Raw genomic sequence first — 26,977 nt, 5'->3', positions numbered from 1 at the left:
CACCGACCGCTAGATCAGCCCGTCCGAGATACCGTTTAAGGTTCCGAAGCGGTGTGCGGTGATTGATACCGCCTGCTCGCGCAGGTGCGGCAGAATCTCAACCCGTCCAGCGGTCACTACCGGGCCGCCGTAAACAGCGATATCTGGTTTACCGCCGGTTGCCGCAAACACGTCCGCAACCTCCTGCTCGTGTGAGTCACCGGCAACAACGCGCACACGGTAGCTGGCGTTCGGGCCGGTTTCGGCGGCGAGCTTCTGCAGGCGTGACTGCCACGCCGGGGAATCCTCGACGGTGACGCGCAAACCGAGGGTGCGGATCTGATCCACCACGCCCGCTGGCACTGCAGCGCCGACACTGAGGATCGGTTTCGCACCGGCGGCGAGCGCCGCGGCAACAACGCGGAAGGCGTGCACCGGTTTCGCGTCGTCGGCTACGCGCACAATCACGCTCTCTGGCAGGTAGCGCAGGATGTTGCGCTCAACCTGCAGCTGGGAGGCGTCACGGGCGATCCCGAACTCCTCGCGGATAGCAGCCTCGTCGGTCGCTAGCGCGTCGCGCAGCCACAGCAGTTCGTCACTGCCAACGCCAGCGCGCTCGGCAAGCTTGGTGATGCCCGCGGCTGCAGCTACCGGGGAGCCAACCTCGTCGCCCTTGCCTTTGGCGGTTGGTGCGTCGATCCACTCGCCCAGAGCGTACAGGTAGTTTGGACCACCGGCTTTGGTGCCGGCGCCGACCGCGGATTTCTTCCAGCCACCGAATGACTGGCGGCGGACAATCGCGCCGGTTGTGCCGCGGTTGACGTAGAGGTTACCAGCCTGCACGGTTTCGAGCCACTCGGCGAGCTCTGCCCGGTCGAGTGAGTGGAGGCCGCTGGTTAGACCGTAGTCGATGTCGTTGACGATCGCGATTGCCTCGGTCAGGCTGTCAGCGGTCATAATGCCGAGGATTGGGCCGAAGTACTCGGTCAGGTGGTATTCGGAGCCGCGTTTTACGCCGTCGCGCACACCCGGCTGCCACAGTTTCACCTCACCGGCGCTGTCTTTTGCGAGCGGGCTGCCGTTGTTTAGCGGTTTTGGCTCGATCAGCCAGCTCTCGCCAGGGCCGAGGGTTGTCAGGCCGCGCAGCAGTTTACCGCTCGGTGCGGTAATAATCGGGCCAACCTGGGTTTCCAGTGACTCCGGTGTGCCAACGCGCAGTGAGCGAACCGCGTCGAGCAGCTGGTTGCGGAAGCGAGCAGACTTTGCCACCGATCCGACCAGGATCACCAGCGAGGCTGCGGAGCACTTCTGGCCGGCGTGGCCGAATGCTGACAGCGCAACGTCCTTGGCGGCGAGGTCGAGATCCGCGTTCGGTGTCACAATAATTGCGTTCTTACCGGAGGTTTCTGCGAGCACTGGCAGGTCCTGGCGGATCTCCCTGAACTTCACCGCGGTCTCGTAGGCGCCGGTGAGGATCACCCGCTCAACCCGCTTATCGGCAACCAGTTCGCTGCCGAGCTCACGATTCTTGAACTGCACAAACTGCAGCACATCCTGCGGCACACCCGCATCCCACATTGCTTCAACCAGCACAGCTGCTGAGCGGGCGGCGTTGCTTGCCGCTTTAATAATCACGGCGGATCCGGATGCCAGCGCCGCAAACACGCCACCGGCCGGGATCGCCACCGGGAAGTTCCACGGCGGAATAACCGCGATCAGTTTGCTCGGTTTAAACTCTGCACCGGAAACCTGCTCAAGCTGCTGGCCGAGCATCGCGTAGTAGTTGGCGAAGTCGATCGCCTCAGAGATCTCCGGGTCACCCTGGTCGAGGGTTTTACCGCACTCGGAGCCCATCACCTCAAGCAGTTCAGCGCGGCGCTCCTCAAGTTTTTCACCGGCTCGCATCAGAATCTCGGCGCGCGCGTCAGCGGTCAGTGACTGCCAGGTGTCTGCCGCGGTCACGCCCTTCGCGATTGCCGCCTGCAGCTGCTTTTTGTCGGTGATTAGTGAGTCAGCAACGAGCTTCTTGCCGAGCTCTGACTTAACCATCTTATTTGCGATCTCACGGCCCCAGACACGGTTGCCCGGCAGATCCGGGTCGGTGTCTGGCACGTTATCGAACTCACCCTTCGCGCCCGCGGCAACCCGCTCAGCCACCCGGGCTGCTGCCCCGGCGCTGTCGTAGTTGCGGCGATCCTGCTGCCGCTTCGGCTTTGGCACGCTGTAGTTTGCCGGGTCACCGTCCGCGGTGATTTTCTCCAGGTCGGCGAGTGAGTCAAGGAAGCGCTGCTTCTCCCGGGCAAACAGTCCCTCGTTGTCGTGCAGTTCAAACACCGCAGACATGAAGTTCTCCTGGCTTGCACCCTCTTCGAGGCGGCGGATCAGGTAGGCGATCGCAACATCGAACTCCTGCGGGTGCACAACCGGGGTGTAGAGCAGCAGGGATCCAACCTCGCGGCGAACCGCGGCTGCCTGACCGGTTGCCATACCGAGCAGCATCTCAAACTCGATGCCATCCTTTGCACCGCGCGCTTTTGCGAGCAGCCACGCGAGGGCAACATCGAACAGGTTGTGACCGGCAACGCCGATGCGCACGTTCTTGGTGCGCTCCGGGGTTAACGCGTAGTCAATAACCGCCTTGTAGCTGGTGTCTGACTGCTGTTTGCTGTCCCAGGTTGCAACATCCCAGCCGTGGATCGCGCCGTCGACGATCTCCATCGGCAGGTTTGCGCCCTTCACAATTCGCACCTTGATCGGAGCACCGCCGCCAGCAACGCGATCCGCCGCCCACTCTTGCAGGTCGATCATGGCACCGAGCGCGTCAGGCAGGTACGCCTGCAGCACGATTCCAGCCTCCAGGTTCTTAAACTCTGGGCGCTCCAGGATCCGCTTGAACACGGCGAGTGTCAGGTCGAGATCCTTGTACTCCTCCATGTCGAGGTTAATGAACTTCTTTGGAGTTGCCTCATTGGCGCGCTGAAACAGCGGCACCAGCTGATCCTCAATATGGGCAACAGCCTCGTCAAAAGCCCAGTGGTTGTGAGGCGCAACGGTCGCAGAAACCTTGATTGAAACATAGTCGACGTCGTCGCGGGCAAGCAGTTTGTGGGTGCCCGCCAGTCGCCGCTCAGCCTCTGCCTGGCCGAGGATCGCCTCACCGAGCAGGTTGATGTTGAGCCGCACACCGTCCTGTTTAATGTGGCGGATCGCAGCTCCCAGCTTCTCATCGGTTGCGTCAATAATCAGGTGGCTCACCATCTGGCGCAGCACCTTGCGGGCAGCCGGCACAACAATACCCGACAGTGGCTGTGCGAGGGTGCCGCCAAGGTTGATCGCGCCGCGCAGATGGGCGGGCAGGAACTTCGGTGTGATCGCGGTTAGCTCTTTCAGTTTCTTTGCCGCAGCGCCCTGGTCCTCGGGGCGCACAACACCGTCAACAAAGCCCACCGTGAAGTCGAGGCCGTTTGGGTCGCGCAGCACACCGGCAAGGCGCTGTGCTGCCGGATCCGCTGGATGCTCGCTTGCCTCCTGCAGCCACTTGCGAACGAGTGTTACTGCCTCCTCGGCAAGCTCCTGTGGACGCACCTGCCTGGCGGCGGTGTTCTTGTTGTCGCTCATTTATCCACCTTAATTTTTAGTGTTGTTCTCTTCCTTAATAATTGCAAGATTAAGACAGCCGCATTAGTTAAGTAAATGGCGTGTTTCTTTGCGATAATATTAAGTATTCCTTAACTGTTGGCGGGTTTGCAAGAATCCCCTGAAAACACCACTAAATCGGCGGGTTAAAAATGCTTGATGTGCGCAGACTGAAACTGCTCTGGGAGCTGGAACGACGGGGCACCGTCAGCGCCGTTGCGAAGGCGCTAAACTTCAGCTCATCGGCTGTTTCGCAGCAGCTCACACTGCTAGAGCGGGAGCTTGGGACGCCACTGTTTACCAGATCCGGCCGCCGCCTGGAGCTGAGCGGCGCGGCACTGGAGCTGGTTGCGCAAACCGAAACAATCCTGGCGGCGATTGAGCACGCGGAGCACGCGGTTAACGGCCTGCAGTCACACCTCACCGGAACCTTGCGGGTTGCCTCGTTTCAAACGGCGATGCTGTCGCTAATCCCCCGCGCGATCCAGAAGATGCGTGAGCAGCACCCCGAGGTGAGGGTTGAGATTATGCAGTATGAGCCGGAGACGGGTATGCGCGAGACCTGGCTACGCGGCTTCGACCTGGTGATCGCCGAACAGTATCCCGGTCACGCGCCCGAGCACTTTAGCGGACTGGACCGGAAACCGCTGCTGCACGACCGGATCCACCTGGCGCTGCCCGCAAAAGACAACAGCTCAGCGGAACTTCAGCGAGTAAAACAACTGAGCGACACAGCCGAGCTGCCCTGGGTTATGGAGCCACGCGGGGCCGCGAGCCGCCACTGGGCGGAGCAGGCGTGCCGGGTTGCAGGGTTCGAACCGGATGTCAGGTTTGTGACCGCCGATCTGCAGGCACACCTGCAACTGGTCGCCTCCGGTAACGCGGTGTCCCTGCTGCCGGGTCTTGTGCACCTCGGCAATCAGACACAGCGGGTGCGTTTACTACCGTTACCTGATCAACCTCACCGCACCGTGTTTACCGCAGCGCGCATTGCCAGCCGAGCAAACCCGGCGCTGCGGGCGCTACGCCAGGTGCTCGCAGCCGAAGCAGCAGAACTCGCGATCCACACCGACTTGATCGCCTAAAAGTTTGAGAGTTTAGCGGCGGTTAAGAGCGGTGTGCAAGAATTGAGCTATGCGTATTTTATCTATCCAATCAGCAGTAGCGTACGGTCACGTTGGAAACTCGGCAGCGGTGTTCCCCCTGCAACGCCTCGGCCACGAGGTGATGCCGGTCTACACCGTCTGCTTCTCAAACCACACTGGATACGGCGCGTGGCGCGGACCTCTGATGAGCGGCGATGATGTACGTGAAATTGTCACCGGGATCGCCGAGCGCGGCGGCCTTAATGACACCGAGCTGGTGCTCTCCGGCTACCAGGGCGGATCCAGCATAGGCGATGCTATTCTCGCGGCCGTCGCTGAGACCAAGAAACACAACCCGAATGCACTCTACGCTTGCGACCCGGTACTGGGTAATGCCCTCTCCGGCTGCTTTGTATCACCGGAGGTGCAGGAGCTGATCCGCGACCGGGTTATTCAGCACGCCGATATCGCAACCCCAAACCAGTTCGAGCTTGGTTTCCTCACCAACACCGAACCAAAGGATCTACCATCACTGCTTGACTCGGTGAAGAAACTGCAAGAGATCGGCCCAAAAACCGTGCTCGTCACCAGTGTGCTGCTACCGGAAGCACCAGCAGACACCATTGAGATGCTCGCAGTATCCGGTGATGAGGCGTACCTGATCCGCACCCCGCGCCTGCCTGGCAAGCTAAGCGGTTCAGGCGATGTTACCGCGGCACTGTTCTCGTCACACTTTGCGTCCGGTAAGTCATTAAAAGAGGCACTGGAGCTAACAACCGCGAGCGTTTTTGAGCTGCTCTCAAACACCTTCGCGGCCGAGAAACGTGAGCTGCTGCTCGTTGAGTCGCAGGAGGCTTACGTTGCTCCGAAGCAGCGCTTCGAGGCGAAGCGGATCAGCTAGTCCGAGCTAGGCGGCCCGGTAAACCACCCTGCCGTTAACAACGGTCAGCACATTCTTTGTCTGCCACAGTTTCTCGGCGGGGTTGGCAAAGGGGTTGGTGTCGGCCAGAGCGAGGTCTGCCTGCTCCCCCACAGCAATTCTGCCGCCGCTAACCCGCAGCAGTTTCGCTGACTCGTGAGTGTAGGCACGCAACGCCTGCTCTAGCGTCAGTGCCTGCTCAGGGTTAAGCGGCTCACCGGGCTCTTCTCCCGGCTCGGTGCGGTTTACCGCGACGTGGATCGCCTGCCACGGATCCGGGGTTGAAACCGGCCAGTCGGATCCACTAACGAGGGTTGCACCAGCCTCAGCGAGCGCGCCAAACGGGTATTGCCAGCGGATCCGCTCACTGCCGAGCGTCGGGAAGGTCAGCTCCCGCATCATCTCATCCTGGCAAGCCCAGAGGCTCTGAATGTTGGCGCGCACACCGAGCTCGCTAAAGCGTGGAATATCGACCGGGTCGACAACGTGCAGGTGGGCGATGTGGTTTTGGCGCTTATCGCGCAGCTCAGCGGGAACGGCGGCGAGCGCGTCAAGCGCGTATTTCACAGCGCGGTCACCGATCGCGTGGAAGTGCGCATCAAAACCCGCCTCGTTCAAAAGCGGCACCAGCTCGATCAGGTCTTCCCGGCTGAAGTATGCAAGTCCGGTGTTTGGCGCGCACTCGCAGTCGTGGGATCCGCCCGATTTACCGGCCGCGCTGGCACCGCCGGCCTCGACCGCACCGGCTCCCCCGGTCTCCCCCGCACCGGCTCCCCCGGTCTCCCCCGCACCGGCCGCGCCGTCTCCGCCGGTCGCGAGCTCCAGGTACGGGTCGCTGAGCGCCGCGGTGCCGTTCTCCTGCACACCGTCGACCATAATCTTGATGTGGTCGAGCTGGAAGTTATCGCGCGCGTAACGGCTGCGGCGCGCTTTCAGGTCGGCAACATACTCGGCGATGCTCATCTGGTCGAAGTCGCGTGAAACCCACAGTGCCCCGGTTGCCCGGCCGGTCAGCTCACCCCTGTCAGCCATCTCACTGTAAACCGGGGTGACATCCGGGTATCCGCCGTAGTCGCCGAGGATAGCCTCCTGCCAGGCGGTAACACCACACTCAAACAGGTATTTTTCACCGGCCAGAATGCCCGCGCGGATCACCTCAGCGGTGTACTCAGGCAGCACCGGTGTAATGTACGCGGTCGCACCCTCCTGCAGTGTGCCCGCCGGGTAACCGTCAGTCTCCCGCTCGATTCGGCCGTCTAGCGGATCCGGGGTCTCCGCCGTAATCCTGGCAATCTCAAGCGCCCTGGTGTTCGCCCAGGCGCCGTGGTGATCAGCGTTCAAAAGGTAAACCGGCCGGTCAGGCACGATCTCGTCGAGCTGGCCACGCAGCGGTGTGCCGCCATCAAACCACGGCATCCGCCAGCCACCGCCAACAATCCACTCAACATCCGGGTTCGCGTCCGCGTAGGCGGCAATCTTCGCGAGCGCCTCAGCGGCGTTCGAGCAGTCGGTCAGGTCACAGGCGTTACGTTCAATACCGCCGAATGCATTGTGGTTGTGCGCGTCCGCAAAACCCGGGGTGATTAGCCCTCCCGCGGCGTCGATTACCGTGACATCGCCGCTTAGATATTCGGCGGCAAGGGCGGATCCACCAACCGCCAAGATTTTGCCGTCACCGACCGCGACGGTGCTGTCCCCGGTGAGTGCGGTGCCGTCCCACACAACAGCGTTTTTAATCAGCAAATCTACTTTGGCGGCTGTCTCTGCCATTTCCACTCCTAGGTTTCGATGCTCTTTCTCGCTTTATGGTGATGACCCGCACTTCTCCGCCGAAAATAAACGCTCCACGGGAATTATGGGGAATCACCCAGAGCCTAAGTTTTTTTCGCGTTTTGGTTTGAATCAATGCTAGTTTATTACACATGCTGTCGTAACCGGCAGTGTGGTTTTTGATGTTTTGAATTAGAAGGTGACAAAGTTGAGCACAGCTAATCAACCCGCTCTGAAACGCTCACTCGGGCTACCGCAACTGGTGCTGTTTGGCGTTACATACATGACAATCGTGACCGTGTTTACAACCTACGGCTATGTCAGCGCCGAAACAGATAACCGCCTGCCGCTCGCCTATGTGATAACCACAATCACAATGGCGTTCACCGCCCTCAGCTACGGCACGATGGCACGAAAGTTCCCGGTCGCAGGCTCAGCCTACACCTATTCTCAGCAGGCATTCGGCGGTGGGATCGGTTTCCTCACCGGCTGGGCGACGCTGCTCGACTACCTCTTCCTGCCGCTGATCAACTTTATGCTGCTCGGCGCATACCTGGAGTCCGTCACCGGTGTGCCGTTCTGGATTTTCACGCTCGCGGCAATCGCGCTCGTGTTCCTGCTCAATATTTTCGGGGTGACACTGGTTAGCCGCGTCAACGTGCTGATTATCGCGCTCGGTGTGCTGCTCGCGCTGGTGTTTGTTGTGCTGTCATTTAATACCTGGCTGCGCAGCAGTGGCGGCCCCGGCCTGTTCGAGCCGTTCACAGTTGGCGATAGTGGCTGGACCGGTATTTTTGCTGGATCCGCTGTGCTCGCGCTGTCCTTCCTCGGCTTCGACGCCGTCTCAACCCTCGCGGAGGAAACAAAGGACGCAAGACGCAATATTCCACGCGCAATCCTGATCACAACGCTCGTCGGTGGTCTGCTCTTCACCCTCGTCTCCTGGGCAGGAAGCCTCGCGATCCAGCCAGACTGGGCGGCAATGAGCACCTCCGAGCTTGACACCGCGAGCACCCTTTTGATGCAGACAACCGGTGGTGAACTGCTGATGAACTTCTTCGTCGCCGTCTACGTTGCAGGTTGCATCGGCTCCGGTATGACCGGTCAGGTCGGTGTTTCGCGGATCCTCTTCGCGATGGGCAGGGACGGTCTGCTGCCGAAACCACTCGCCCGTGTCTGGAAGAAACGCGGTACCCCGGTTGTCGCCACAACCACGGTCACCGTGCTGACCCTCTGCGGTATTTTCCTGCCGATCGCCGAGGTGATTAACGTCATCAGCTTCGGCGCGCTAACCGCGTTCACAATCGTTAACCTCGCTGTGCTGCGCACCTTCGCGTTCCGCCGGGATCACGCGGTCACCGATTTTAGGAGCGCGCTGCGCTACCTGGTGTTCCCGATTATCGGCACCCTCGCAACCGCGTGGCTGTGGACGTCGCTGAGCCTCAACACGCTCGTTGTCGGTCTGATCTGGCTGGCGGCTGGTGTTGTGATCCTCGCGATTGTTACCCGCGGTTTCACCCGCAGGGCACCGAAGATGGACTTCAGCGAGGCGGATCCGAGCGATAACGCCGCAGCAGCCGCTGGCCCAAGCACCGGGTACATCGACCAGGTTGGTGAGGACTACCCGTTCCGCGACGCCCGCTAAATCACAGCTGCCAGCGGGAGTTTTGCTGCCACTCAAAGAGCATTCTGCTGTATCTGCCGCCCCGTCGTTCCAGTTCGGCGGGGCGGCCGATTTCAGCGATCCGGCCCCGCTCCAGCACCACGATCTGATCCGCAACCCCGAGAATTGCCGGGCGGTGTGTAACGATTACGGTTGTGTGCTGTGCACGGATCCGCCCCAGCATCGCAACAATCGCCGCCTCGTTTGAGTTATCGAGCGCGGACGTTGCCTCGTCAATCAGCAGCAGCTCGCTGTTCTTGGCGAGCGCCCGCGCAATCGCGACCCGCTGACGTTCACCGCCGGAGAGCATCCCGCCGAACTCCCCAACCGGGGTGTTCCAGCCCTGCGGCAGTTTCGCGAGTAGGCCGTCAAGCTGCGCGTTTCTGGCGATCTCGTCCAGCTCTTCCCCGGTGAGATTCGGGTTAATCGCGGTGATAGTATCTCGGAGGGTGCCGCCGGGCAGCTGTGTCTGCTGGAACACAACGCTGCTGTGCTCACGCAGCGTCTCGGCCGCGACCGTTTGCTGGCCAGCTTCCCCGGTGGATCCGCGAGCCCACACCGCCCCCGCTGCGGGCGTGAGCAACCCGGCGATGGCGCGAAGCAGCGTGGTTTTGCCGGAGCCTGAGCGCCCAACGATAACGGTGACGGTGCCGGGCTGCAGCGTCAGGTTGATGTCGCTGACACCGGCACCGCTCGGGTAGGTGTATGAGATGTCGCGCAGTTCGACCGTGCCGAGGCTGTCGCCGAGCCCGGTTTCGGTGGGCACGGCAGCGGATCCGCTTTCGGTGGGCACGGCAGCGGATCCGCTTTCGGCATGGCCGGTTTCGGTCAGCGCGGTTTTCACGGGCGCACCTGTGGCGGGCATGTCCAGCCGCTGTAGCTCCCGCAGCGTCTCCTTAATCATCGCGAGCCCCGTGCTCGCCGTCGCAACCGCGTTAACCTGCTCAATCACCCGCAGCAGCACCAAAACCAGGGTTGCGGCGGCAACACCGCTGAGGCCACCGCCGAGGTATCCGGTGATCGCGGTTGCGGCGAACCCGAGCAGCACAAGCTGCAGCACAACGCTGAACAGCAGTTCGCCGGGGATCTGCCAGAGCAGCAGTTTCAAGATCCGCCCGCGCGTGTTTTGAATCTCTGCGGTCACGAACCGTGCGCCCGCGTCAGCGGCTTTAGCTGTGCGCAGTGACGGCTGGTTTTTAGCGAACTCGAATAGCCTGTTGTCCAGCGCCTCGGTGGTTTTTTGGTATACCGCGGCGGCTCGGCTCTCTAATCTCGCGCTCGCCCACAGCGCCAAGGCGGTGAAAAGCCCACACAACAGCGTCACAATCGCCTCGGGAACATAAACCCAGAGCAGACCGATCCCGAGCGAGACGGTGAAAACGGTCGCGGTAATAACCGGGGTGACGAGCAAAATAATGCCCGAGGTTGCAGACACCGCGTGGTTTGCGACGAGCGAGCGCAGCTGGGCGATGCGCTCCGGGGTGAACGCGGATGACTCCAGCCGTAAAATCGCCTCCGGGGTTTTCCGGTAGATCGCCCACATCACCGCGATGCCGAGACGCAAACCGAACCTCGCGCACACAACATCGGCGCTCCAGACCAGGGCAATAACCCCAACCAGTGCGAGAACCCAAAGCCCGGCAGCGGCATAGTCTGCGGTGAACAGCGCCGCCAGCAGCGGGAACAGCAGCAGCACCGCAACCGCCTGCAAAATCGCGGAGAGGGTTGCGAGGAGCAGATAGCCCCAGAAGCGGCGTGTTCCCGAGCCACCCTCGGCCGCACCCAGTTGATAGATTGCCTTTAACATCTAGCCTTCACCCCCGTGATCCACCCTGGCGGCAGTGCCGCTACCGCCGATCGCCGCAAGCTCCGCGTTAACCAGCCCAAAATATTTACCCTGTGCGGCGGTGAGCTGCTCGTGTGTGCCACGCTCAATAATCTCGCCGTCAGCGAGCACCAGTATCTCGTCCGCGTGCCGAACAGTGTGCAGACGGTGCGCTATCATCAGCACAGTTTTACCGGCCAGCAACTGTTTCAGGGTTTGGCGGATCGCCCACTCCGAGTCCGGGTCAGCTGCGGCGGTTGCCTCGTCCAGCACCACAATCGGTGTGTCAGCAAGCAGCGCCCTGGCTATCCCGATCCGCTGCCGCTCACCGCCCGAGAGCCGCGCGTCGTTAACCGTACTCTGATAGTTGTCGGGCAGCGACATAATGGTTTCGTCGATCTGGGCTGCCTGCGCCGCCGCTTTAATCTCGGCGGGGGTAGCGTCCGGTTTTGTCAGCGCAATATTCTCGGCGATTGTGCCCTCAACAAGTTGCACATCCTGCAGCAGCACCGACACCCTACTGTAGAGTTCAGCGGCGGAAAGCTCACGAATATCAGTGCCATCAATACTGATCGCGCCCTGCTGTGGATCCCACAGCCTCGCAAGCAAGGCCGCAACGGTCGATTTTCCCGCTCCCGACGGACCAACGAGTGCGGTAACAGTTCCAGGTTTTAGTGTCAGGTTAAAGTTGTTAAGCACGCGGCGGCCGTTGCCGTAGTCGAAACCGACACCGGCAAAGCGGATATGTCCGGCGGCTGCGCTTCTGCCCGTTGGCGGCGCAAGCTCCGGTATTCCGAGGAACAGCTCAAGCGAGTCTCGCGCTTTTATCCCGGCAACTAAAGCACTGGTGCCGGCGCTAATCGCCAACAGCCCTGCACCGCAGGATGTGCCCAAAACCAAAAACGGCAGCACCGCCCCTGGGGTGATCCACCCCGCGCTTAAAAACAGCCAGGAGGCGAGCAGAATAATCGCGAGCACCGTGATTGGACGGTTAATCATAACCGCCATTATTTTTGCGGGACCGGTTGTTAGCTGCCAGTCCTCAATAAACTCACCGACTCGGTTAAGGGTTTTTGGCAGGTCTACGATCGCGTCTGTGCCGAAGATTTTCGCCTGCTCGGCGTTGGCGATAAGCGTCTGCGTCTGCGCCGCGGTGAGGCTCTGGTAGCGCTGCGCGAGCATAATCTTCTGCCGGTCACGGGCGCTGATCCGCGCCATCACGAAAATGAACACGACAATCGGCAGCAGCAGCACAAGCGCCAACTGCCACGACACCGTAAACAGGTAAACAAGCGCCGCGAGCGGGGCGGTGATGGCGGCAACAAGATCCAAAACCGCGTGCGTCACCAGGTAGTGCAGCGCGTTAACATCGTCGGCAACGAGTTTTTTCACGCCGATTGACTGCTGATCCGCAAACCAACCGAGCGGGGTTCTGCCGAGCTTGCGCACCAGCCGGGTGCGCAGTTGCGCGGCAAATCCAGCATCGTAGAGGTGCATCGCAAACAGCAGCAGCGCGGTTCCAAAGCTGCTCGCGCCGAGCACCGCGAGCGCCACAATCCCGGTTGTGATGAACTGCGCGGGCGGCGCACCGTCGAGCAGCAGCCGCGCGACCTCAGCAAACAGAATAAACGGCACAATCCCGGCGAGCGTTAAAAGCCCCTGCGCGATGCCGCCGCAGATCAGCGCGGTGCGGGCGGGGCGCAAAACCCGCTGTGGGGTCGTGGGTTCCGAGGTCGCGGCTTGCGGATCCATGGGCCGCTGGGTCTCGGACTGCGAGGTCTCTGACTGCGGGGTCTCGGACTGCGGGGCCATGAGCCGCGGGGATTTTGGCCGCTGCAAGCTCTGCTCTCGCGAATCAAACTCCGGCGTCGCCTGATCCGGTGCCGACTGCTCCGTCGCTGCCTGCGTGAGCGACTCGTTGGCGGCGGCGAGCGACTCGTTGGCGGCGGCGAGCGTCCGCGACTTGCCCATCGCGCGCCCCCGCACCCAGTAAGCCTGCGCGTGCAGGCTGCTGCGGTTAAACTCAAAGTTTTGCATCAGCAGGGTTTTTGCGCGCCTAGTTGCGACTGTCTCCGCGGTCACCCAAACATACCAGTCAGCCCAGTCTCCGCCGCTAATCGCCTGTGCGAGCGCCTGCCCGTCCGGCAGTGACTCAACCCAGTGAGCAGTGATATTCTCACCCTCCGGCAGCGGCAAAAGCGTATCCGCCTGATTGTGTTTTTCAAGGAAAATAACAACCGGTGAGCTGCCAGGGATCGCCTCCGCAAGCGAGCAGATAGCGGGGTGGGCAGCGAGATCGCCGAGCAGTAAATAACCGGCCGGTGGCGGATCCTGCAGCGCGAAGGGGTGACCGCCGTAGCGCATCGCCGTCAGCTGCATCCCCGCAGCCGCGTTCGCCGCCCAGTATGATGCGGGACCGAGCGGGGTGTGCAGCACAAAGTCGAGCGCAAAAGTGTCTGCGCTGTTATCCGCCTCAATTATTGTGTAGCCGCGCTGAAACTGTTTCGCTCCCCCGTCAGGATCCGGAAACCAGACACGCAACCAGTCACCGGGGGTTGCGGGTTCCTCGGTTAACAGTCCATCAGCCTGAAACCAAACACGCAAGAAGTGCGGTGCGCGCTTTTCGAGCGAGGTGACGGTTATTGTGTGCTCCTTTGCACCGAGCGTTTTTAAGACCGCCCCTTGAAACCCCTTTGACATTCATACCACCTCGCATTGAATAAGGCTTGTACTTAAAGCTAAAGCTGCGAAAAGCGTACCAAAAAGGTGTTATCACTGTCTAGAGAAAATGTGGTTAGATAGTAGATGCGGTGGCAAAACCGTCGCCACTACAAATTCAAAGACGAAGGGCATCTATATGAGGCAAGGCAAACGCAAAGCGGCCGCGTTTATCGGCGCAACCGCTGCGCTTTCCGTAACATTCTCCTCCCTCACCGCAACAGCGGCGCTCGCAAACACTGACGAGACAGATAAGCAATCGCAGCTGTCTGAGGTGCTTGCGGAACACCAACTGGGTCCGTCCCAGGAACCACTGGTTTATTCCCCCGATGACCCAGATTTTGCTGAGGCAACCGAGCAGTTGCTGAAGCAGGTGACCAACGAGCAAAACCAAACCGAGCCAGCCCCGCAGCTTCCTGCTGGGCCGGTGAAAACCGCAGATGTGCCGGATCCGCTAGATTTTGGTAGCCAGCCGGCGGATCCCGCAAACTACCTGATTCCAGCGTCTGCTGACCTCTTCAAAACCGGTGATGGCAGCTACAAGATTGGCCGCCCAACCGCTGGCGGCCCGGCTGCTGGAGCACAGGTTGACGGCCTTGCAGATTTCTACCAGCAGTCAATCGCCTGGGGATCCTGTAAAGATTTTGATCCTGAGGGCAGCAATAAGTACGATCGTGCTGGTGTCGAGTGTGGTTATCTGATCGTCCCAATCGACTACAAGAACCCGAGCGGCCCAACCGCCGCAATCGCGCTTTTGAAGGTTCCTGCTAAAAACCAGGCAGAGAAGATCGGCACTATCTTTGTTGATCCGGGCGGACCGGGCGGATCTGGTGTCTCAATCGCAGCGGGAATGAGCCGTGCAGGTGGTGAGGTACGCGACAAGTTCGACATCATCGGATTCGATCCGCGCGGTGTTTCGAGCTCACTGCCGATGATCCGATGCAAGTCATCTGCGGCCTTCGACGCACAGCGTGAAGGTTCTGACGGCCTGAGCGCCGACAAGCAGAATCAAATTCTGAAGCACAACACCGACGAGTGCTACAAGAACACCGGCGTCGCCTTCGGCGTTAACGGCGAAAACTTTATCGCAAACGTTGGCACCGAGAATGTTGTGCGAGACCTGGACATCGCCCGCGCTGCAGTCGGTGATCCAAAACTTAACTATCTCGGCTTCTCATACGGAACCTCAATCGGCTACCAGTACGCGCTGAAGTTCCCAGACAATATCAGGGCGCTCGTGCTTGATGGCGTGGTAAACCCGCTGGAGAACAACGAGGAAGAAGCAAAGAAGTACGAGCAGTACACCGCCAATACCGGCAGCGGAATGTCCAGTGAGCTGTCTCAGCTCCAGGGCTTCCAGTCCACCTTCGAGTAGTTCCTGAAGCAGAGTTCCGCTGAGGGCTTCAACGGTAAACCGTGTGCGCTCGGCAACTCAAACGACGTGCCAACCCTGCTCGCTGAATACCAAAAGATCGCCCAGAAAGCCTGGGGTGGAACAACCTAATCAACAACCGAGGCAACCCCGCGCGCGGTCAGTTTCTCGGACGTTAACACCGGCACAATCCTCGCGATGTACGCTGACTTCTTCTGGCCACAGCTGAATGACGCACTGGCTGAGCTGCGTGACAACAACACCGGTAACGGCATTATGGCCCTCGCCGACAACTACTACTCACGCGACAGCGCAGGAAAGTACACCTTCTCTGATTCAGCGTTCCAGACAATCTCGTGCACCGATAATGGCACCTCTGAGCCATTCGATCAGGATGCTGCTGTAAAAAAGCTGCCGAGTACTTCAAGGTCGCACCTTTCACTGACCAGGGTAAGAACCCAGACGGCACCCAGCGTGGCCTCGAGCCAACATACGACTGGTGCCACTACTACAAGGTGAAGGGCACCCTGCCACAGGGTCAGACCTTGAAGGCGATGCCGAACATTCTCTACATCTCAACCACCTACGATCCAGCAACCCCTTACCAGGACGGTATTGTGGGAGCGGCCGCGACCGGCACAACCGTGCTGACCGTTGCGGGTAACGTTCACACCTCCTACTACCCTGGAACCGGTGACTGCACCGAGCTGATCACCAACCGCTACTACGTTGACCTGGTAGTGCCAACGGATATTACCGGTGAGGCCGGGGTTGAGACGAAGGATATCTACTCCAACGTGATCACCGGTAACCAGTGCCGGGTGGACTCATTCCGCCCAGTAACAACCGTTGAGTCGAAGGCGGTTAACGCCGGTGACACAGTGGACGTGGCTGCTACCGGCCTGGTTCGCAACACCCAGTACACCCTCGAGCTGCCAGCAGGTTACGAGCTGGTGGATCCGGCAACCCAGCAGGCTGCGAGCGCCATCACCTCAACCGTTGAGGGCACCGCGGTGTTCCGGGTGAAGGTTCCTGCGGGAGCTGCGGCCGGCGATGTGCCGTTCAATCTGCTGCCAGCGGATCTGAAGCAAAACGATCCGCAGGTGCGTGCTGCCGGTGTTCTGACCATCACCGTACCGGCCGCTCCTGGCACGGGCAGTGACGACGGCGCAAAGGTGCCGGTGCCGCCAGCCGATAAGGCAGACGACAACAAGTCTGCAACAGCTAAGCAGCAGACCAAAGCAAGCCTCGCAAGGACCGGTTCTGACGCAACAGCTGGGCTGTTTGTGGCAACCGTTGTGATGCTCGCCGGCGCTGCAACACTCGCGCTTGCCCGCAAGCGTCGCAGTTGCTAAACGGCTAATAAGCGGCTAAACAGTCGCTAACAGCTAAGGGGGTTCCAGCGGTTTCGCTGGGACCCCCGCTGTTTTGTGAACGATGTGGTGAGACATGTGAACGATGTGTCAGGACATGTGAACGATGTGGTGAGACATGCGGCGGCGGTTATGGCGGCGGATCCGCACCGCACCGGAGGTAGGGAAAACCCGAAAATACAGTAGGGTAAGCAGCCTTCAGGCTTAACGGCGTAAGCTATAGCATTAACTTATGACCGCAAAAATAAACCAGTCAACAAAGCAATTTACGGCAGCCAAACTGCTGCTAACCGCTTTGCATTTGTTCTGCTACTGGCTTTTTGGAACACTCACCCTCGGGATTTTCATAACCCTTTTCTTCCTCAGCCTGCTGCTTACGGGTCTCGGGGTCGGTTTTTTCATCCTCTCGCTGCTATCAGCACTGCTGCTCGGAGCCGGGTATATTATCTTCTCACTGCTAACAGCGCTGATGCTCAGGGTTGCGAGGTTTGAACAGTACCGCGCAGCGTCCCTCTATGATCTGCAGGTTTCTAAGATTAACCCGGTGCAGCCGGTCACGGTGGCTGACGGATCCATTAGACGCTCGCGGCTGATCAGTTACCCCAAGAGTAAACTGCAGCAGTTTGTTGAACCGCAAATGTGGCGAGCTCTCAGCAGTTTTCTGTTGAACACACTGTTTGGGCTTTTCATGGTTGCGTCACTGCAGTTCGGTATTTTAGCCGTCGTTCGGGCGATAGATGAAATAACCGCGACCAACGGTTCTGCGCTGCTGGCGATTACAACCGCGCTTTTCGCACTGTTCCTGCTGCTGCTTGCTCCGGCGCTCGTGTTTGCCAGCGTTTGGGTGACCACGAAACTGTTTACAACACCTAGCCGCGCCTCACTAACCGCCGCGATTGCGTCGAGTAAAGAGCAGCACAGCGGCGCGGTGCGGGCGGCGAGCGTTGAACGCACCCGCATTGAACGCGACCTGCACGACGGTGTTCAACCGCGGCTAGTGTCTATCGGCATGAATCTGGGTCTTGCGAAACAGAAACTTAACAGTGACCCGGCGGCGGCGAGCGAGCTGATCAACGACGCCCACACCTCGGTGAAAACGGCGATCACGGAGCTGCGGCAGTTGGCGAGAGGGATCCACGCCGCTGTGCTAACCGACCGCGGGCTCGACGCTGCTCTCTCAGCGCTGGCGTCAAACAGTCACATCCCGGTGCGCTTGAATACGCAGCTGACCGCGCTTAATTCTCTGCCCGCGCAGCGCCGCGGTGAACTGGAGGCGGCTGTCTACTTTATTGTTGCGGAGGCGCTGACGAACGTGGCGAAACACTCGCGGGCAACCGCCTGCTCGGTGAGCGTTACGGTTGAGTCGGCTGAGACCAGCTCTGCCGGTTCGCAGCATACGGCAGCAACCGGGCCGGGTACCGAAGCGGGCGGATCCGCACAGATGATTGTCGCCGCGGTTATTGACAACGGCGTGGGCGGAGCCCAAAACAACCCGGGCGGCGGGATCGACGGCATCTCACAGCGCGCGATCGCGGCCGGCGGGACTGCCCGACTGACCAGCCCGGCTGGCGGGCCAACTATTTTGGAGGTGAGAATCCCGTGCGAATCCTAATCTGCGAGGACTCGGTGCTGCTGCGCGAGGGGCTTGTGCGACTGCTGCAGGACGCCGGTCACGAGATTGTTGCGGCACTGCCCGATGCGAGCGAGCTGTTTCAAACGGTTGCCGAAACGGATCCGGAGCTGTGCATTCTCGACGTCCGACTGCCTCCCAACTATCTTGATGAGGGGATCCGGGCGGCCGTGGCACTGCACAAACAGCGTCCCGAGATTGCGATCCTGGTGCTCTCGCAGCACGTCGAGGAACGTTACGCGGGCGAGCTGCTCGCCGGCACCAGCAACGGTGGCGGCGGGCGGGGTGGATCCGTACACAGCGCCGGAGCCAGCGGAGCTGCCGCAGCTGGTGGGGCTGCCGGAGCTGGCGGGCAGGCCGGATCCACCAACCCCAAAAACCCCGCACAGCAGCCGGCCGCGATTGGCTACCTGTTGAAGGATCGGGTCACGGATGTTGCCGAGTTCCTCACCGCGCTTGAGCGGATCGCAGCCGGCACCAATATGTTTGACCCGGAGGTGGTTGCGCAGCTGCTGGTGCGGCAGGCGGCCAACCGAAAGTTTGCGGCGCTGACCGAGCGCGAGAAACAGGTTTTGGGACTGATCGCTGAGGGGTATTCGAACCAGGCGATCGCGAACGCACTGTTCCTCTCGAACGCCAGCATTGAAAAACACATCAGCGCTATCTTTTTGAAGCTCGAAATCGACCATGACCAGAGCAGTAACCGCCGTGTGCTTGCGGCGCTTGCGCATATTTCACAGGAAAGGTGAGACAACATGAACACGACAACAGCGGGACAAAAAAACCGTAAACCTCTGGTTATAGTCTTGGCGGTGTGCGGTGCGGTGCTCGCGATTTTACTGTTGGCTCTGTTTGCGCTCCAAGCGTTTAACAGCAGCAAAAACAGGCTGCAAGACTACCCGGACGTAACCGTCTCAGGTGAGGGGGTGAAGAAACTGAACGTTGATGTGTCTGTTTACGATGTGATTATCGATTGCGCAGATCCGGACAGTGACTCGGCGGACGATTTCGTGCTCACCCAGAAGCGGGTGCTGACTGAGTCATCACTTAAACAGCGCGGTGACACACTCTATCTCACCCACGATGTAGAGCCTCTCTCGTTTAGCGGACCGTTTTCTTCCCCGTGGCCTGTTGAGCTGACAATCCCCGCGAAGCACTGCGACAACAACACACCCGCGAGTCTTGACGCGGTGCTCCACGCGGGTGCCGGGGTTATCAACGCAACCGGAAACTTTAAGCAGCTTGAAACCCACATTGAAACGGGTGTTGTGAAGGTTAGGGGCGCGGCAGCAAACGTTGACGCGCAAATCGGTGCCGGCGAGATTGATATGCGACTGCAGGATGTTGAAACCGCCGACATTAGGGTTGGCTCGGGTGCTATGCGCGGAGATTTCACGGGTAAAACCCCGACCAATGTTGTCGCTGATGTGCAGACGGGCGAGCTCAATTTGGGGCTGCCGGAAGGCAACTATCAAACAGACATTGACACCGGGGTTGGCTCCGTCACCAACGATCTGCGCGACAGCGTGGACGGTGACGTGGGTAAGATCACCGTAAACGTGTCCATTGGCGGGGTGAAACTGTATAACGTGGTCCGCTAACAGTAAACGCTCAGGGTGCCCAGGTTTTGCCGGGGCGCCCTTGCTGTTTTCACCCGTCCCCTTACCTTTTTCGGTCTCGGCGAGTAGAGTGGAATTATGGCTAAACAACCTCTTCCACAGTCTGACAGGCCGGTTGAACAGGCGGCTGGCCACTGGGTTTTGGCGCGCGCCGGCAAACGGGTTTTACGCCCGGGCGGGCTGAAACTCACGAAGCGTCTGCTCGACAGAGCCCGTCTCGCGGGCGCTGACGTGGTTGAGTTCGCGCCCGGCCTGGGCCGCACCGCCGCGATTATTATCGACTCCGATATCACCTCATACACCGGTATTGAGCGGGACAGCGCCGCAGCGGATCGCGTCACCTCTATCGTCTCTGACCGGCCATTTAAGGCAACGGTTCTGCACCGTGACGCACAGGACACAGGGCTTAATCCCGAAAGCGCTGATGTTGTTATTGGCGAGGCGATGCTGACGATGCAGGGCGAGAAGGCTAAGCAGGCGATTGTTGCTGAGGCGTTTCGGGTGCTGCGTCCCGGCGGCAGGTACGCGATCCACGAGCTCGCTCTCACCCCCGATAATATTGATCGCGGATCCGCTGACTCACTGCGCAAAACCCTCGCCAGGGTGATCCGGGTTAATGCTCGGCCGCTAACCGTAGCGGAGTGGCGTGATCTTTTGACCGGCGCCGGTTTCACCGTCGAGTGGGTTGGCACCGCCCCGATGGCGCTGCTGTCTCCCGGCCGGAACCTGCGGGATGAGGGGCCGCTCGGTGTTTTACGGATTCTGCGTAATGTTTTGCGGGATCGGGATTTGCGCAGGCGCGTGCTGACGATGCGTAAAACCTTTAACGAGTACCGCGATAATCTTGCCGGTGTCGCCCTGGTTGCCCGGGTGCCCGAGCTGTCGGGTTCGGAACAGCAAGCTGGCAGTGACTCGCAATCCTCCCCTGAACAGTAGTTTTTAGCAGTGAATCGAGGTTAGCGATGTTTAATCCAAGTGGTATGAGCGATTTTGCGGATCTCGCGAGCACCGTCGAGATCAAGCCCGGCGACCGGGTTGCGCAGTCTGCTTTTCGCGGCGAGGGTGTAAACACTGTACTGTTCGCGTTCGACACCGACGCGGGATTGGCTGAACACACGGCCGCCCACCCGGTAATTATTCAGGCGCTGGAGGGCAGTATTTTGGTGACCGCTGACGGTCGGGAGGTGACGCTGGAGCCGGGTGGTTTTGTGCACTTTACTGCCCGCCTACCGCACGCGGTTAGGGCGCTCAGCCCCAGTAAGATGCTGCTGTTTATGCTGACCGGCTAGTAAGAGACCGCTGTTTAACGGTGTTCCTGTAAGCACCGCATCTGATCGACTAACGCAGTACGCGATAGTCGTCGAGCCGGTCCCCATAAACCGGGAACTCCTGCCGCAGCAGTTCCACCTGCTCCGGGTCGATAGTCGCGCGAACCACCTGTTCTGTGTTCCCGTCTGCACTGGCGATAACGCTGCCGTCCGGCCCAACTATCATGCTCTGACCGCTCATTTCCACCCCACCGTGAGCTCCTGCGCAGGCCGCTGCCACAACAAACGCCTGCTGTTCAATGGCGCGTGCACGCAGCAGCACCTCGCGCGCTTCTCCTCTGGACGCTGGCCACGCCGCCGGCAGCACAATTATTTCGGCTCCGCGTCGGCGCAGCTCGTCCCACAGCCCCGCAAAACGCAGATCATAGCAGATTGCGGATCCTACGCGGGTGCCTCGTGCGTCATCTAGCGCTGTCACGGGGAGGGCGGATCCGCCAACAACCAAATCTCGCTCCCCCGAATCGTACCCGAAAGGGTGCACCTTGCTGTAGCGTTTAACCAGCTGTCCTGCACGGTTAAACAGCAGTGCACTGTTTCGTAGTTGTCCCGCACTGTCTTTTTCGACGATGCTGCCGAGGTGCACAAAGCTGTTGAGCTCTGCGGCCGCTGCACAGCCGAGTTTGATTAGTTCACTGCCCCACTCGTCCGCGTCGCTCTCGTAACTGTCGAAGTTGAAGAAGCCGGTCGCCCAGAGCTCCGGTAGCACCACCAGGTCTGCGCCGGCCTGTTCGCTGAGCAACTGTTTTGCTCGATCCAGGCGGTCAGAGACACTCTCCCCGTCGGGGCTTGCAAGCTGCAGGATTCTGATATCAATCACGGCTGCTCCTTGTTTTCTTGACTGTTTATCAACTCTAACACTTACGAGTTTTGGCTAATCAGGCGCTCTCACGGCCTACTCTGTAGGATCCTTCCGGGGTTCTGCGAGATAATTAGGGTATGACTATCGCGGTAGATCCAGCAATTATTCGCGCGGCAGAAAACCCGATGATCGCAGCAGGCGCGCCCGACCAGCTAATGCAGCAGGCTGCTAAACACCTCGCGAGTGCGATCCGCTGTGTCGCTGAAAAACATAGTTGCCAACGGGTCGTGGTTGTCGCTGGCGGTGGCGGGAACGGCGGTGACGGGCTCTACGCTGGCGGCTATCTCGCTGAGAGTGGTTACAGCGTTTCGGCGATTTGCTGGCATCCGAGCGGTAAACTGCACGAGTCTGCCGCGCAGGCTGCCAGGCAGGCTGGCTGCGCCGTGCACATCAGGGATGCCCTGGCTGAGACGCTGTCTTCCGGTGACGGGTTTATTCTGGTGGACGCTATTCAGGGTCTCGGCAGTAGTCCACTGAGTCTGAAAGATGCCACCGACTGGGCTCGGCTTGCAGGCCAGGCTTCCGCGGTTGTCGCGGTGGATCTCCCCACCGGCGTCTGCGCAAGCACCGGCGCTGCTCCTTCCTCGCACACGCTCGCTAGCGGGCAGAAACTTGCCGCCCATGTTAGCGCTGATTACACGGTCACTTTTGGTGCGCTGCGGACGGCGCACGCGGTTAGCCCGGACTGTGGTGAGACTGTGCTCGCCGATATCTACGGCCCCGCCGGCGAGTCACTCTTTGAGGCTGTTGTTGCCGAGACGCTCTCACGCTCTGCCCCTGATTCAGCGGCGACAGCTGACGAAAGCGCTGCGCTGCTCCTTAATAGTGTTGATTGTTTTGTTGCTGTTGATCACACCTCCTGGGAGGATCCGCTGTCGAGGGTTGCTCGACATGTTTTGCAGAGTTTTGAACCTAAACCAACCGACCATAAATACTCTGGCGGTGTTGTTGGTGTTGTTGCAGGGAGTGGAAAATACCCTGGTGCGGCGGTTTTATCGTCGCTTGCCGCGGCTAAAACCACGCCGTCGCTGGTGCGCTACTTTGGTGAGTGCGCCGCCGAGGTTGTGCGGGCTGTGCCGGAGTTGATCGTTAACGATAAAGCAGACCCGGAAACACTGTTGCAGACTTCCGATCAGGTTGCCGCGTGGGTGTTTGGCCCGGGCGTTGGTGTCACACCAGAATCAGAGGCAGCCCTGGCAGCGCTTTTGCGTGGCGAGCGACCACTCCTGATTGACGCTGACGGACTGACTCTGCTCGCGGGCTCTACGAATCTCCGACAGCTGCTGCGTCAACGCGCCGCGGTCACCCTTTTAACCCCGCACGATGGTGAGTTTAACCGGGTTAACGCTGCTGTTTCTGCTGACCTTGCTGCTGACATTGCCGCTGACGGGAACTCCCTCGTAGAGAGCGCCCTGACACAGAGCAACCCTGATGAGGACGTCCATGCCCACGGCTTTGACCTGTTAGCTGATCGGGTTTCGGCAATCCGCTCACTCGCGAAACAGCTTGGCGCATCAGTCCTTTTGAAGGGACGGAAAACGCTGGTTTGTTCTCCTCTGGGTGAGGTTACGAGTGTTGACGCGGGTCACTCCTGGGCTGCTACTGCAGGATCCGGTGATGTGCTTGCCGGACTGCTCGGTGCGTTGCTCGCTAAGGACGCAGGTGCTGACGTATCCGGGACTGTGTTCTTCCCACAAAACACAACTCCTTACCCGCAGCTGACGGTAGCGGCCGGTGTTAGTGTGCACGCTAGGGCGGCCTGGCTTGCCGCACAAACACCCTATGGTGCTGCGCCGATTACCGCGTCCGATATTGCCCGAACTATTCCGGCAGCGATAGCAGATAGTCACAGCTAAGCCCTGTTAAACAGCTACTGCGCTAGAGGTTTATCCCCTCCAGTTGCAGCAGTGCGAGCTTCTTGTCTACGCCTCCCGCGTAACCGGTTATCTTATCGCCTGCCCCGAGCACTCGGTGGCAGGGAATCATCAGCGTGAAAGCATTTCTACCGACAGCACCGCCAACCGCCTGCGCGGCAACCCTGGAACCCTCGGCACGTTTTTCAAGCAGCGCCGCAATCTCACCGTAGGTCATGGTCTGACCCCACGGAATCTCACGCAGAATCTGCCACACTCGGTTTTGAAACTCTGTTCCTCGCAGTCGCAGCGGGGGTATAAAATCAGGCTGTTGGCCGCTGAAATAGATATCCAGCCAGCGAGATGCCCGCTCCAGCACCGCACTGTTTTCTGCGTCACCGTCTTTCGACCGTGAACCGTTATCGTTTGAACCCGAACCACCCGACTCAACACTGTCTAGAACAGCCTCGGGTAAACCTGCACCGAAACGCTGCTGCCCGGTAAACCAGACACCCGTCAGCTCCCCTGCCTCGGCCGCCAAGAGCATCCGCCCGAGCGGCGATTCGTAATCTGCTGTTGTAACCATAACTGACCTCCCTGGTTGTGAAATATACGGGATTGTCTCGCTGCGGTGTCGCGTAAATCTGCTGTAACCAACGCCAAACCAATCGCCCCAGAAAACAGTCTAGACAACAAACTCTTTTACTCTCTAAGCCTAATAAACCAAGCTTAACCAAACACGCCACCGACTTGATTTTTACTGCGAGCCCCCATATATTTATAGAACATTTATTCGAGCATACAGGCTGGGGAGGTGTTATGGCAACCCGAAACAGAGAATCCCGCACTTTTTACTGCATCGACCTGCGCTCCTTTTTTGCGAGCGTTGAGAGCGTAGACAGGGGGCTGGATCCACTCAGGGTAAACCTCGCGGTCGCGGATCCAACCCGCGGCCCCGGGTCGATCTGCCTCGCCATAACACCACCGCTCAAACGGCTCGGGGTAAAGACCCGCTGCCGACTAAGAGACATCCCCAAGCGCTTCGGATTTATTACCGCTCCCCCGCGGATGAGACGCTACATAGAAGTATCTGCTGAAATCTACGGCATCTATCTTGAACACATCGCACCCTCTGACATCCACCTCTACTCAATCGACGAGTGCTTTATTGACGCAACCAGCTATTTGCGGCTCTATCAAACAGACGCTCTCTCACTGGCCAAGAAACTAACCGGTGAGGTGCTTAGGCGCACAGGCATCAGCGCGACCGTTGGGATTGGCACAAACCTGTTTCTTGCGAAGGTTGCGCTCGATATTATGGCGAAGCGGTCCGCAGATGGCATCGGAATTTTAGACGAGGAGAGTTTCAAAGAACAGATTTGGTTCCACCGCCCAATAACCGATGTTTGGCAGATCGGATCCGGGGTTGCTCGCCGCCTAGAAAAATACGGGGTGCTCGATCTCGCCGGTGTTGCAGCGCTGGATCCCGCGACGCTGCGGCGTGAGTTCGGAGTGAACTCCGAGTATCTGATCGACCACGCCTGGGGTCAAGAGCCCTGCCAGATAGCGGATATTCACAACTATCGGCCGCTAACCCACTCGCTGTCCAACGGGCAGGTGCTGCCACGCAACTACAGTTTCAGCGCAGCCAGGATTGTGTTGCGCGAGATGATCGCGAGCAGCGCACTGGAGCTGGTGATGCGAGATCAGGTTTGCAGCGGCGTGAGCCTCGGTGTCAGCTACGCGAAAAACGGCAGCGCCGAACTAGACTACGGCCCGACCACACCAAGAAAACGCAGCGGCGGCAGCCGGAAGCTGCCCGGCAGCACATCCTCCGCAGCGCAGCTCACTGCCGCGGTGCTTGATCTCTATGATGAAACGACGGATCCGAATACCCCGATACGCAAACTGAGCATCTCACTGAATGGCTTGCTGCCAGCGAGCCACACAACGCTAACCCTGTTGGACGATGTTGAGGCGCTTGAACGGGAGCAGCTGATCCAGAAAACCATCGGCGGCATCAAAAATCGCTTCGGAGCCAACGCGGTTTTTCAGGCACTGAGTATGCACCCCGACGCAACCGGCCGAGAACGCAACCAGCAGATTGGAGGGCACCGTGCATAGCAGCACAGCGCACAGTAGCGAGACAGCATATCAGCGGATCCGCCGCAAGGAGCTTAGTTTGCGAGTCGCCAGGCGCGGCGAGCACCACGCGCGGCCTCACCCGAACCGGGCGCGACAGTTCCTACCGTTTGCGGCGCTCAAGGGTTTCAGCGAGACAGCTCACCTAAAAGAGGTGATCCCTGAGAAGCAGTGCGAATTAACCCCCGCTGAAGCGGTTATTCTCTCGCACCGCGTCAGCACGCTAAGGCGCGGCGATACTGTTTTGGTGCAGTTTTTTGAGGCAGATAGTCACCGGCAAACAGTCGATACTGTGCTCTGGGTTGATCTCGCAGCGAAAATTTTGCGGCTAAAAAATATGACGCTAGCTTTTGAGCAAATAACCGCGATCATACTGAAAAATTAGGCAGCGTTACCACCCACTGAAACAGGTCCTTAGATATATATTATCTATGTATAGACTTTTGATTTTATGGTAATGCTTTGCTAAGCTCTTAACTGATCTGCGTCTCTTTCGGATCCCCCCCCCTATCTCACTTAAGGAAGATAACCATGCTAAAGAAACTGGCAACGGCGCTAACTGCGCTGACGCTTGCTCTTGGTTTCTCAGCCGCTGCGGTGACCAGCGCACAGGCAACAGATCTGCCTGCGACACCGCTGGTGGTGCTTGAGAAGGCGAACTGCACAACCAAGGCAAACACGCTAAAGTTTGTCGGCCCTGAAGGTATCGACACAGCCAACTACCGCTTCGTGCTCTACAAAGGCGACAGTGCCCTGAAACAGCTCAACACTGCTGAGCGCAATAAACTCTACGCAGGCACCCTCACAGCCGAAAGCCTCGGCGGCAGCTCCGTTGAGTACCCAGGCGACTACTCACTGCAGCCTTACTACCGCGATAAAGACAACAAATACAAGAGCAACCAGACAACGGTTAAATTAGTTCTTGGCGAAGCACTAACCAAAGCTGTAAAGCTTGGGGAGAAAGAGAAGTTTGAGCTGGTAGATCCGAAGTCACTGGACTGCACCAAGCCAGCTGAGCCAACACCAACTCCGACTCCGACAGAACCTGCAAACCCTGGCACAGGAACCGGTGACACCGGCAGTGGCAGCACCGGCGGCACCGGCACCCCAGCTGCCCCAACCTACGAGCCAGCACCAGCTGCTCCAAGCTTCGAGCTGACAGCAGCAGCGTGTGTAAACAACAAGGCAGTAAACAACCTCCTAACA

At 59.5% G+C, this 26,977-nt stretch carries 20 protein-coding genes and 1 pseudogene; 15 read left to right on the top strand and 6 right to left on the bottom strand.

Annotated elements, in window-relative coordinates; genetic code table 11:
* Nucleotides 1-9: 9 nt before the first annotated feature.
* Nucleotides 10-3,597: a proline dehydrogenase family protein gene (locus tag EII30_RS00100; protein ID WP_124885305.1), complete on the bottom strand. Its 3,588-nt coding sequence runs from the start codon at nt 3,595-3,597 to the stop codon at nt 10-12.
* A 170-nt stretch (nt 3,598-3,767) separates the two neighbouring features.
* Between EII30_RS00100 and EII30_RS00095 the strand changes: the two genes are divergently transcribed.
* Together EII30_RS00095 and pdxY are read left to right on the top strand one after the other, a co-directional pair.
* Nucleotides 3,768-4,700, top strand: a complete 933-nt coding sequence (locus tag EII30_RS00095) for a LysR substrate-binding domain-containing protein (RefSeq protein WP_124885304.1) — start codon at nt 3,768-3,770, stop codon at nt 4,698-4,700.
* A gap of 49 nt (nt 4,701-4,749) precedes the next feature.
* Entirely contained in the window at nt 4,750-5,601 is an 852-nt protein-coding gene (gene pdxY / locus EII30_RS00090) for a pyridoxal kinase PdxY (RefSeq protein ID WP_124885303.1), read from the top strand.
* 6 nt (nt 5,602-5,607) lie between these two features.
* Here the strand turns inward: pdxY and EII30_RS00085 are convergent, their stop codons facing one another.
* On the bottom strand, nt 5,608-7,389 hold the full coding sequence (locus EII30_RS00085; RefSeq protein WP_124885302.1) for an amidohydrolase: 1,782 nt from the start codon (nt 7,387-7,389) through the stop codon (nt 5,608-5,610).
* Nucleotides 7,390-7,588: 199 nt separating this feature from the next.
* Between EII30_RS00085 and EII30_RS00080 the strand changes: the two genes are divergently transcribed.
* A complete protein-coding gene (locus tag EII30_RS00080; RefSeq protein WP_370266744.1) occupies nt 7,589-9,034 on the top strand; it encodes an APC family permease in 1,446 nt (481 codons plus the stop codon).
* A gap of 1 nt (nt 9,035) precedes the next feature.
* On the opposite strand, the gene EII30_RS00075 is transcribed toward EII30_RS00080, so the two are convergent.
* Nucleotides 9,036-10,859, bottom strand: coding sequence for an ABC transporter ATP-binding protein (locus EII30_RS00075; RefSeq protein WP_124885300.1), 1,824 nt, complete (start codon nt 10,857-10,859; stop codon nt 9,036-9,038).
* Nucleotides 10,860-13,577: an ABC transporter ATP-binding protein/permease gene (locus EII30_RS00070; RefSeq protein WP_124885299.1), complete on the bottom strand. Its 2,718-nt coding sequence runs from the start codon at nt 13,575-13,577 to the stop codon at nt 10,860-10,862.
* A gap of 157 nt (nt 13,578-13,734) precedes the next feature.
* On the opposite strand from EII30_RS00070, the gene EII30_RS00065 reads away from it, so the two are divergent.
* The 8 genes from EII30_RS00065 (at nt 13,735) to EII30_RS00035 (ending at nt 20,878) form a co-directional block, all read left to right on the top strand.
* Nucleotides 13,735-14,970 (top strand): alpha/beta fold hydrolase, encoded by a 1,236-nt coding sequence (locus EII30_RS00065; RefSeq protein WP_158608619.1) that lies wholly within the window; start codon nt 13,735-13,737, stop codon nt 14,968-14,970.
* A gap of 195 nt (nt 14,971-15,165) precedes the next feature.
* Nucleotides 15,166-15,486 carry a hypothetical protein gene (locus EII30_RS08835; protein ID WP_158608618.1) on the top strand — a complete coding sequence of 107 codons (321 nt, stop codon included), beginning with the start codon at nt 15,166-15,168 and terminating at the stop codon, nt 15,484-15,486.
* Nucleotides 15,483-16,322 (top strand): alpha/beta hydrolase, encoded by an 840-nt coding sequence (locus tag EII30_RS00060; RefSeq protein WP_158608617.1) that lies wholly within the window; start codon nt 15,483-15,485, stop codon nt 16,320-16,322. Before EII30_RS08835 ends, EII30_RS00060 begins: the two co-directional genes overlap by 4 nt.
* A gap of 250 nt (nt 16,323-16,572) precedes the next feature.
* The gene (locus EII30_RS00055; RefSeq protein WP_233569212.1) at nt 16,573-17,952 is read left to right on the top strand and encodes a sensor histidine kinase; all 1,380 of its coding nucleotides are present in this window, start codon (nt 16,573-16,575) and stop codon (nt 17,950-17,952) included.
* Nucleotides 17,940-18,719 (top strand): response regulator transcription factor, encoded by a 780-nt coding sequence (locus EII30_RS00050; RefSeq protein ID WP_124885296.1) that lies wholly within the window; start codon nt 17,940-17,942, stop codon nt 18,717-18,719. The genes EII30_RS00055 and EII30_RS00050 overlap by 13 nt, the downstream gene beginning before the upstream one ends.
* Before the next feature lie 6 nt (nt 18,720-18,725).
* Nucleotides 18,726-19,571 (top strand): hypothetical protein, encoded by an 846-nt coding sequence (locus tag EII30_RS00045; protein WP_124885295.1) that lies wholly within the window; start codon nt 18,726-18,728, stop codon nt 19,569-19,571.
* 96 nt (nt 19,572-19,667) lie between these two features.
* Nucleotides 19,668-20,525 (top strand): class I SAM-dependent methyltransferase, encoded by an 858-nt coding sequence (locus tag EII30_RS00040; RefSeq protein WP_124885294.1) that lies wholly within the window; start codon nt 19,668-19,670, stop codon nt 20,523-20,525.
* 26 nt (nt 20,526-20,551) lie between these two features.
* On the top strand, nt 20,552-20,878 hold the full coding sequence (locus EII30_RS00035) for a cupin domain-containing protein (RefSeq protein ID WP_124885293.1): 327 nt from the start codon (nt 20,552-20,554) through the stop codon (nt 20,876-20,878).
* A 49-nt stretch (nt 20,879-20,927) separates the two neighbouring features.
* Here the strand turns inward: EII30_RS00035 and EII30_RS00030 are convergent, their stop codons facing one another.
* A complete protein-coding gene (locus EII30_RS00030) occupies nt 20,928-21,734 on the bottom strand; it encodes a nitrilase-related carbon-nitrogen hydrolase (RefSeq protein WP_124885292.1) in 807 nt (268 codons plus the stop codon).
* Between the two features lie 119 nt (nt 21,735-21,853).
* On the opposite strand from EII30_RS00030, the gene EII30_RS00025 reads away from it, so the two are divergent.
* Nucleotides 21,854-23,632: a bifunctional ADP-dependent NAD(P)H-hydrate dehydratase/NAD(P)H-hydrate epimerase gene (locus EII30_RS00025; protein ID WP_124885291.1), complete on the top strand. Its 1,779-nt coding sequence runs from the start codon at nt 21,854-21,856 to the stop codon at nt 23,630-23,632.
* Nucleotides 23,633-23,654: 22 nt separating this feature from the next.
* Here EII30_RS00025 and EII30_RS00020 read toward each other — a convergent pair whose 3' ends face one another.
* Nucleotides 23,655-24,215, bottom strand: a complete 561-nt coding sequence (locus EII30_RS00020) for a methylated-DNA--[protein]-cysteine S-methyltransferase (protein WP_124885290.1) — start codon at nt 24,213-24,215, stop codon at nt 23,655-23,657.
* Nucleotides 24,216-24,448: 233 nt separating this feature from the next.
* Between EII30_RS00020 and EII30_RS00015 the strand changes: the two genes are divergently transcribed.
* The 3 genes and pseudogenes from EII30_RS00015 to EII30_RS00005 form a co-directional block, all read left to right on the top strand.
* Complete coding sequence (locus EII30_RS00015) at nt 24,449-25,753, top strand: DNA repair protein (protein ID WP_124885289.1); 1,305 nt, start codon at nt 24,449-24,451, stop codon at nt 25,751-25,753.
* A complete protein-coding gene (locus EII30_RS00010; RefSeq protein ID WP_124885288.1) occupies nt 25,746-26,156 on the top strand; it encodes a hypothetical protein in 411 nt (136 codons plus the stop codon). Before EII30_RS00015 ends, EII30_RS00010 begins: the two co-directional genes overlap by 8 nt.
* A 146-nt stretch (nt 26,157-26,302) precedes the next feature.
* Nucleotides 26,303-26,977, top strand: a pseudogene (locus EII30_RS00005) (hypothetical protein); the annotation flags it as partial.

Source organism: Leucobacter sp. OH1287 (assembly GCF_003859945.1).
In the GTDB taxonomy this organism is placed as follows: domain Bacteria; phylum Actinomycetota; class Actinomycetes; order Actinomycetales; family Microbacteriaceae; genus Canibacter.
This window is presented reverse-complemented; position numbering and strand designations above follow the sequence as displayed.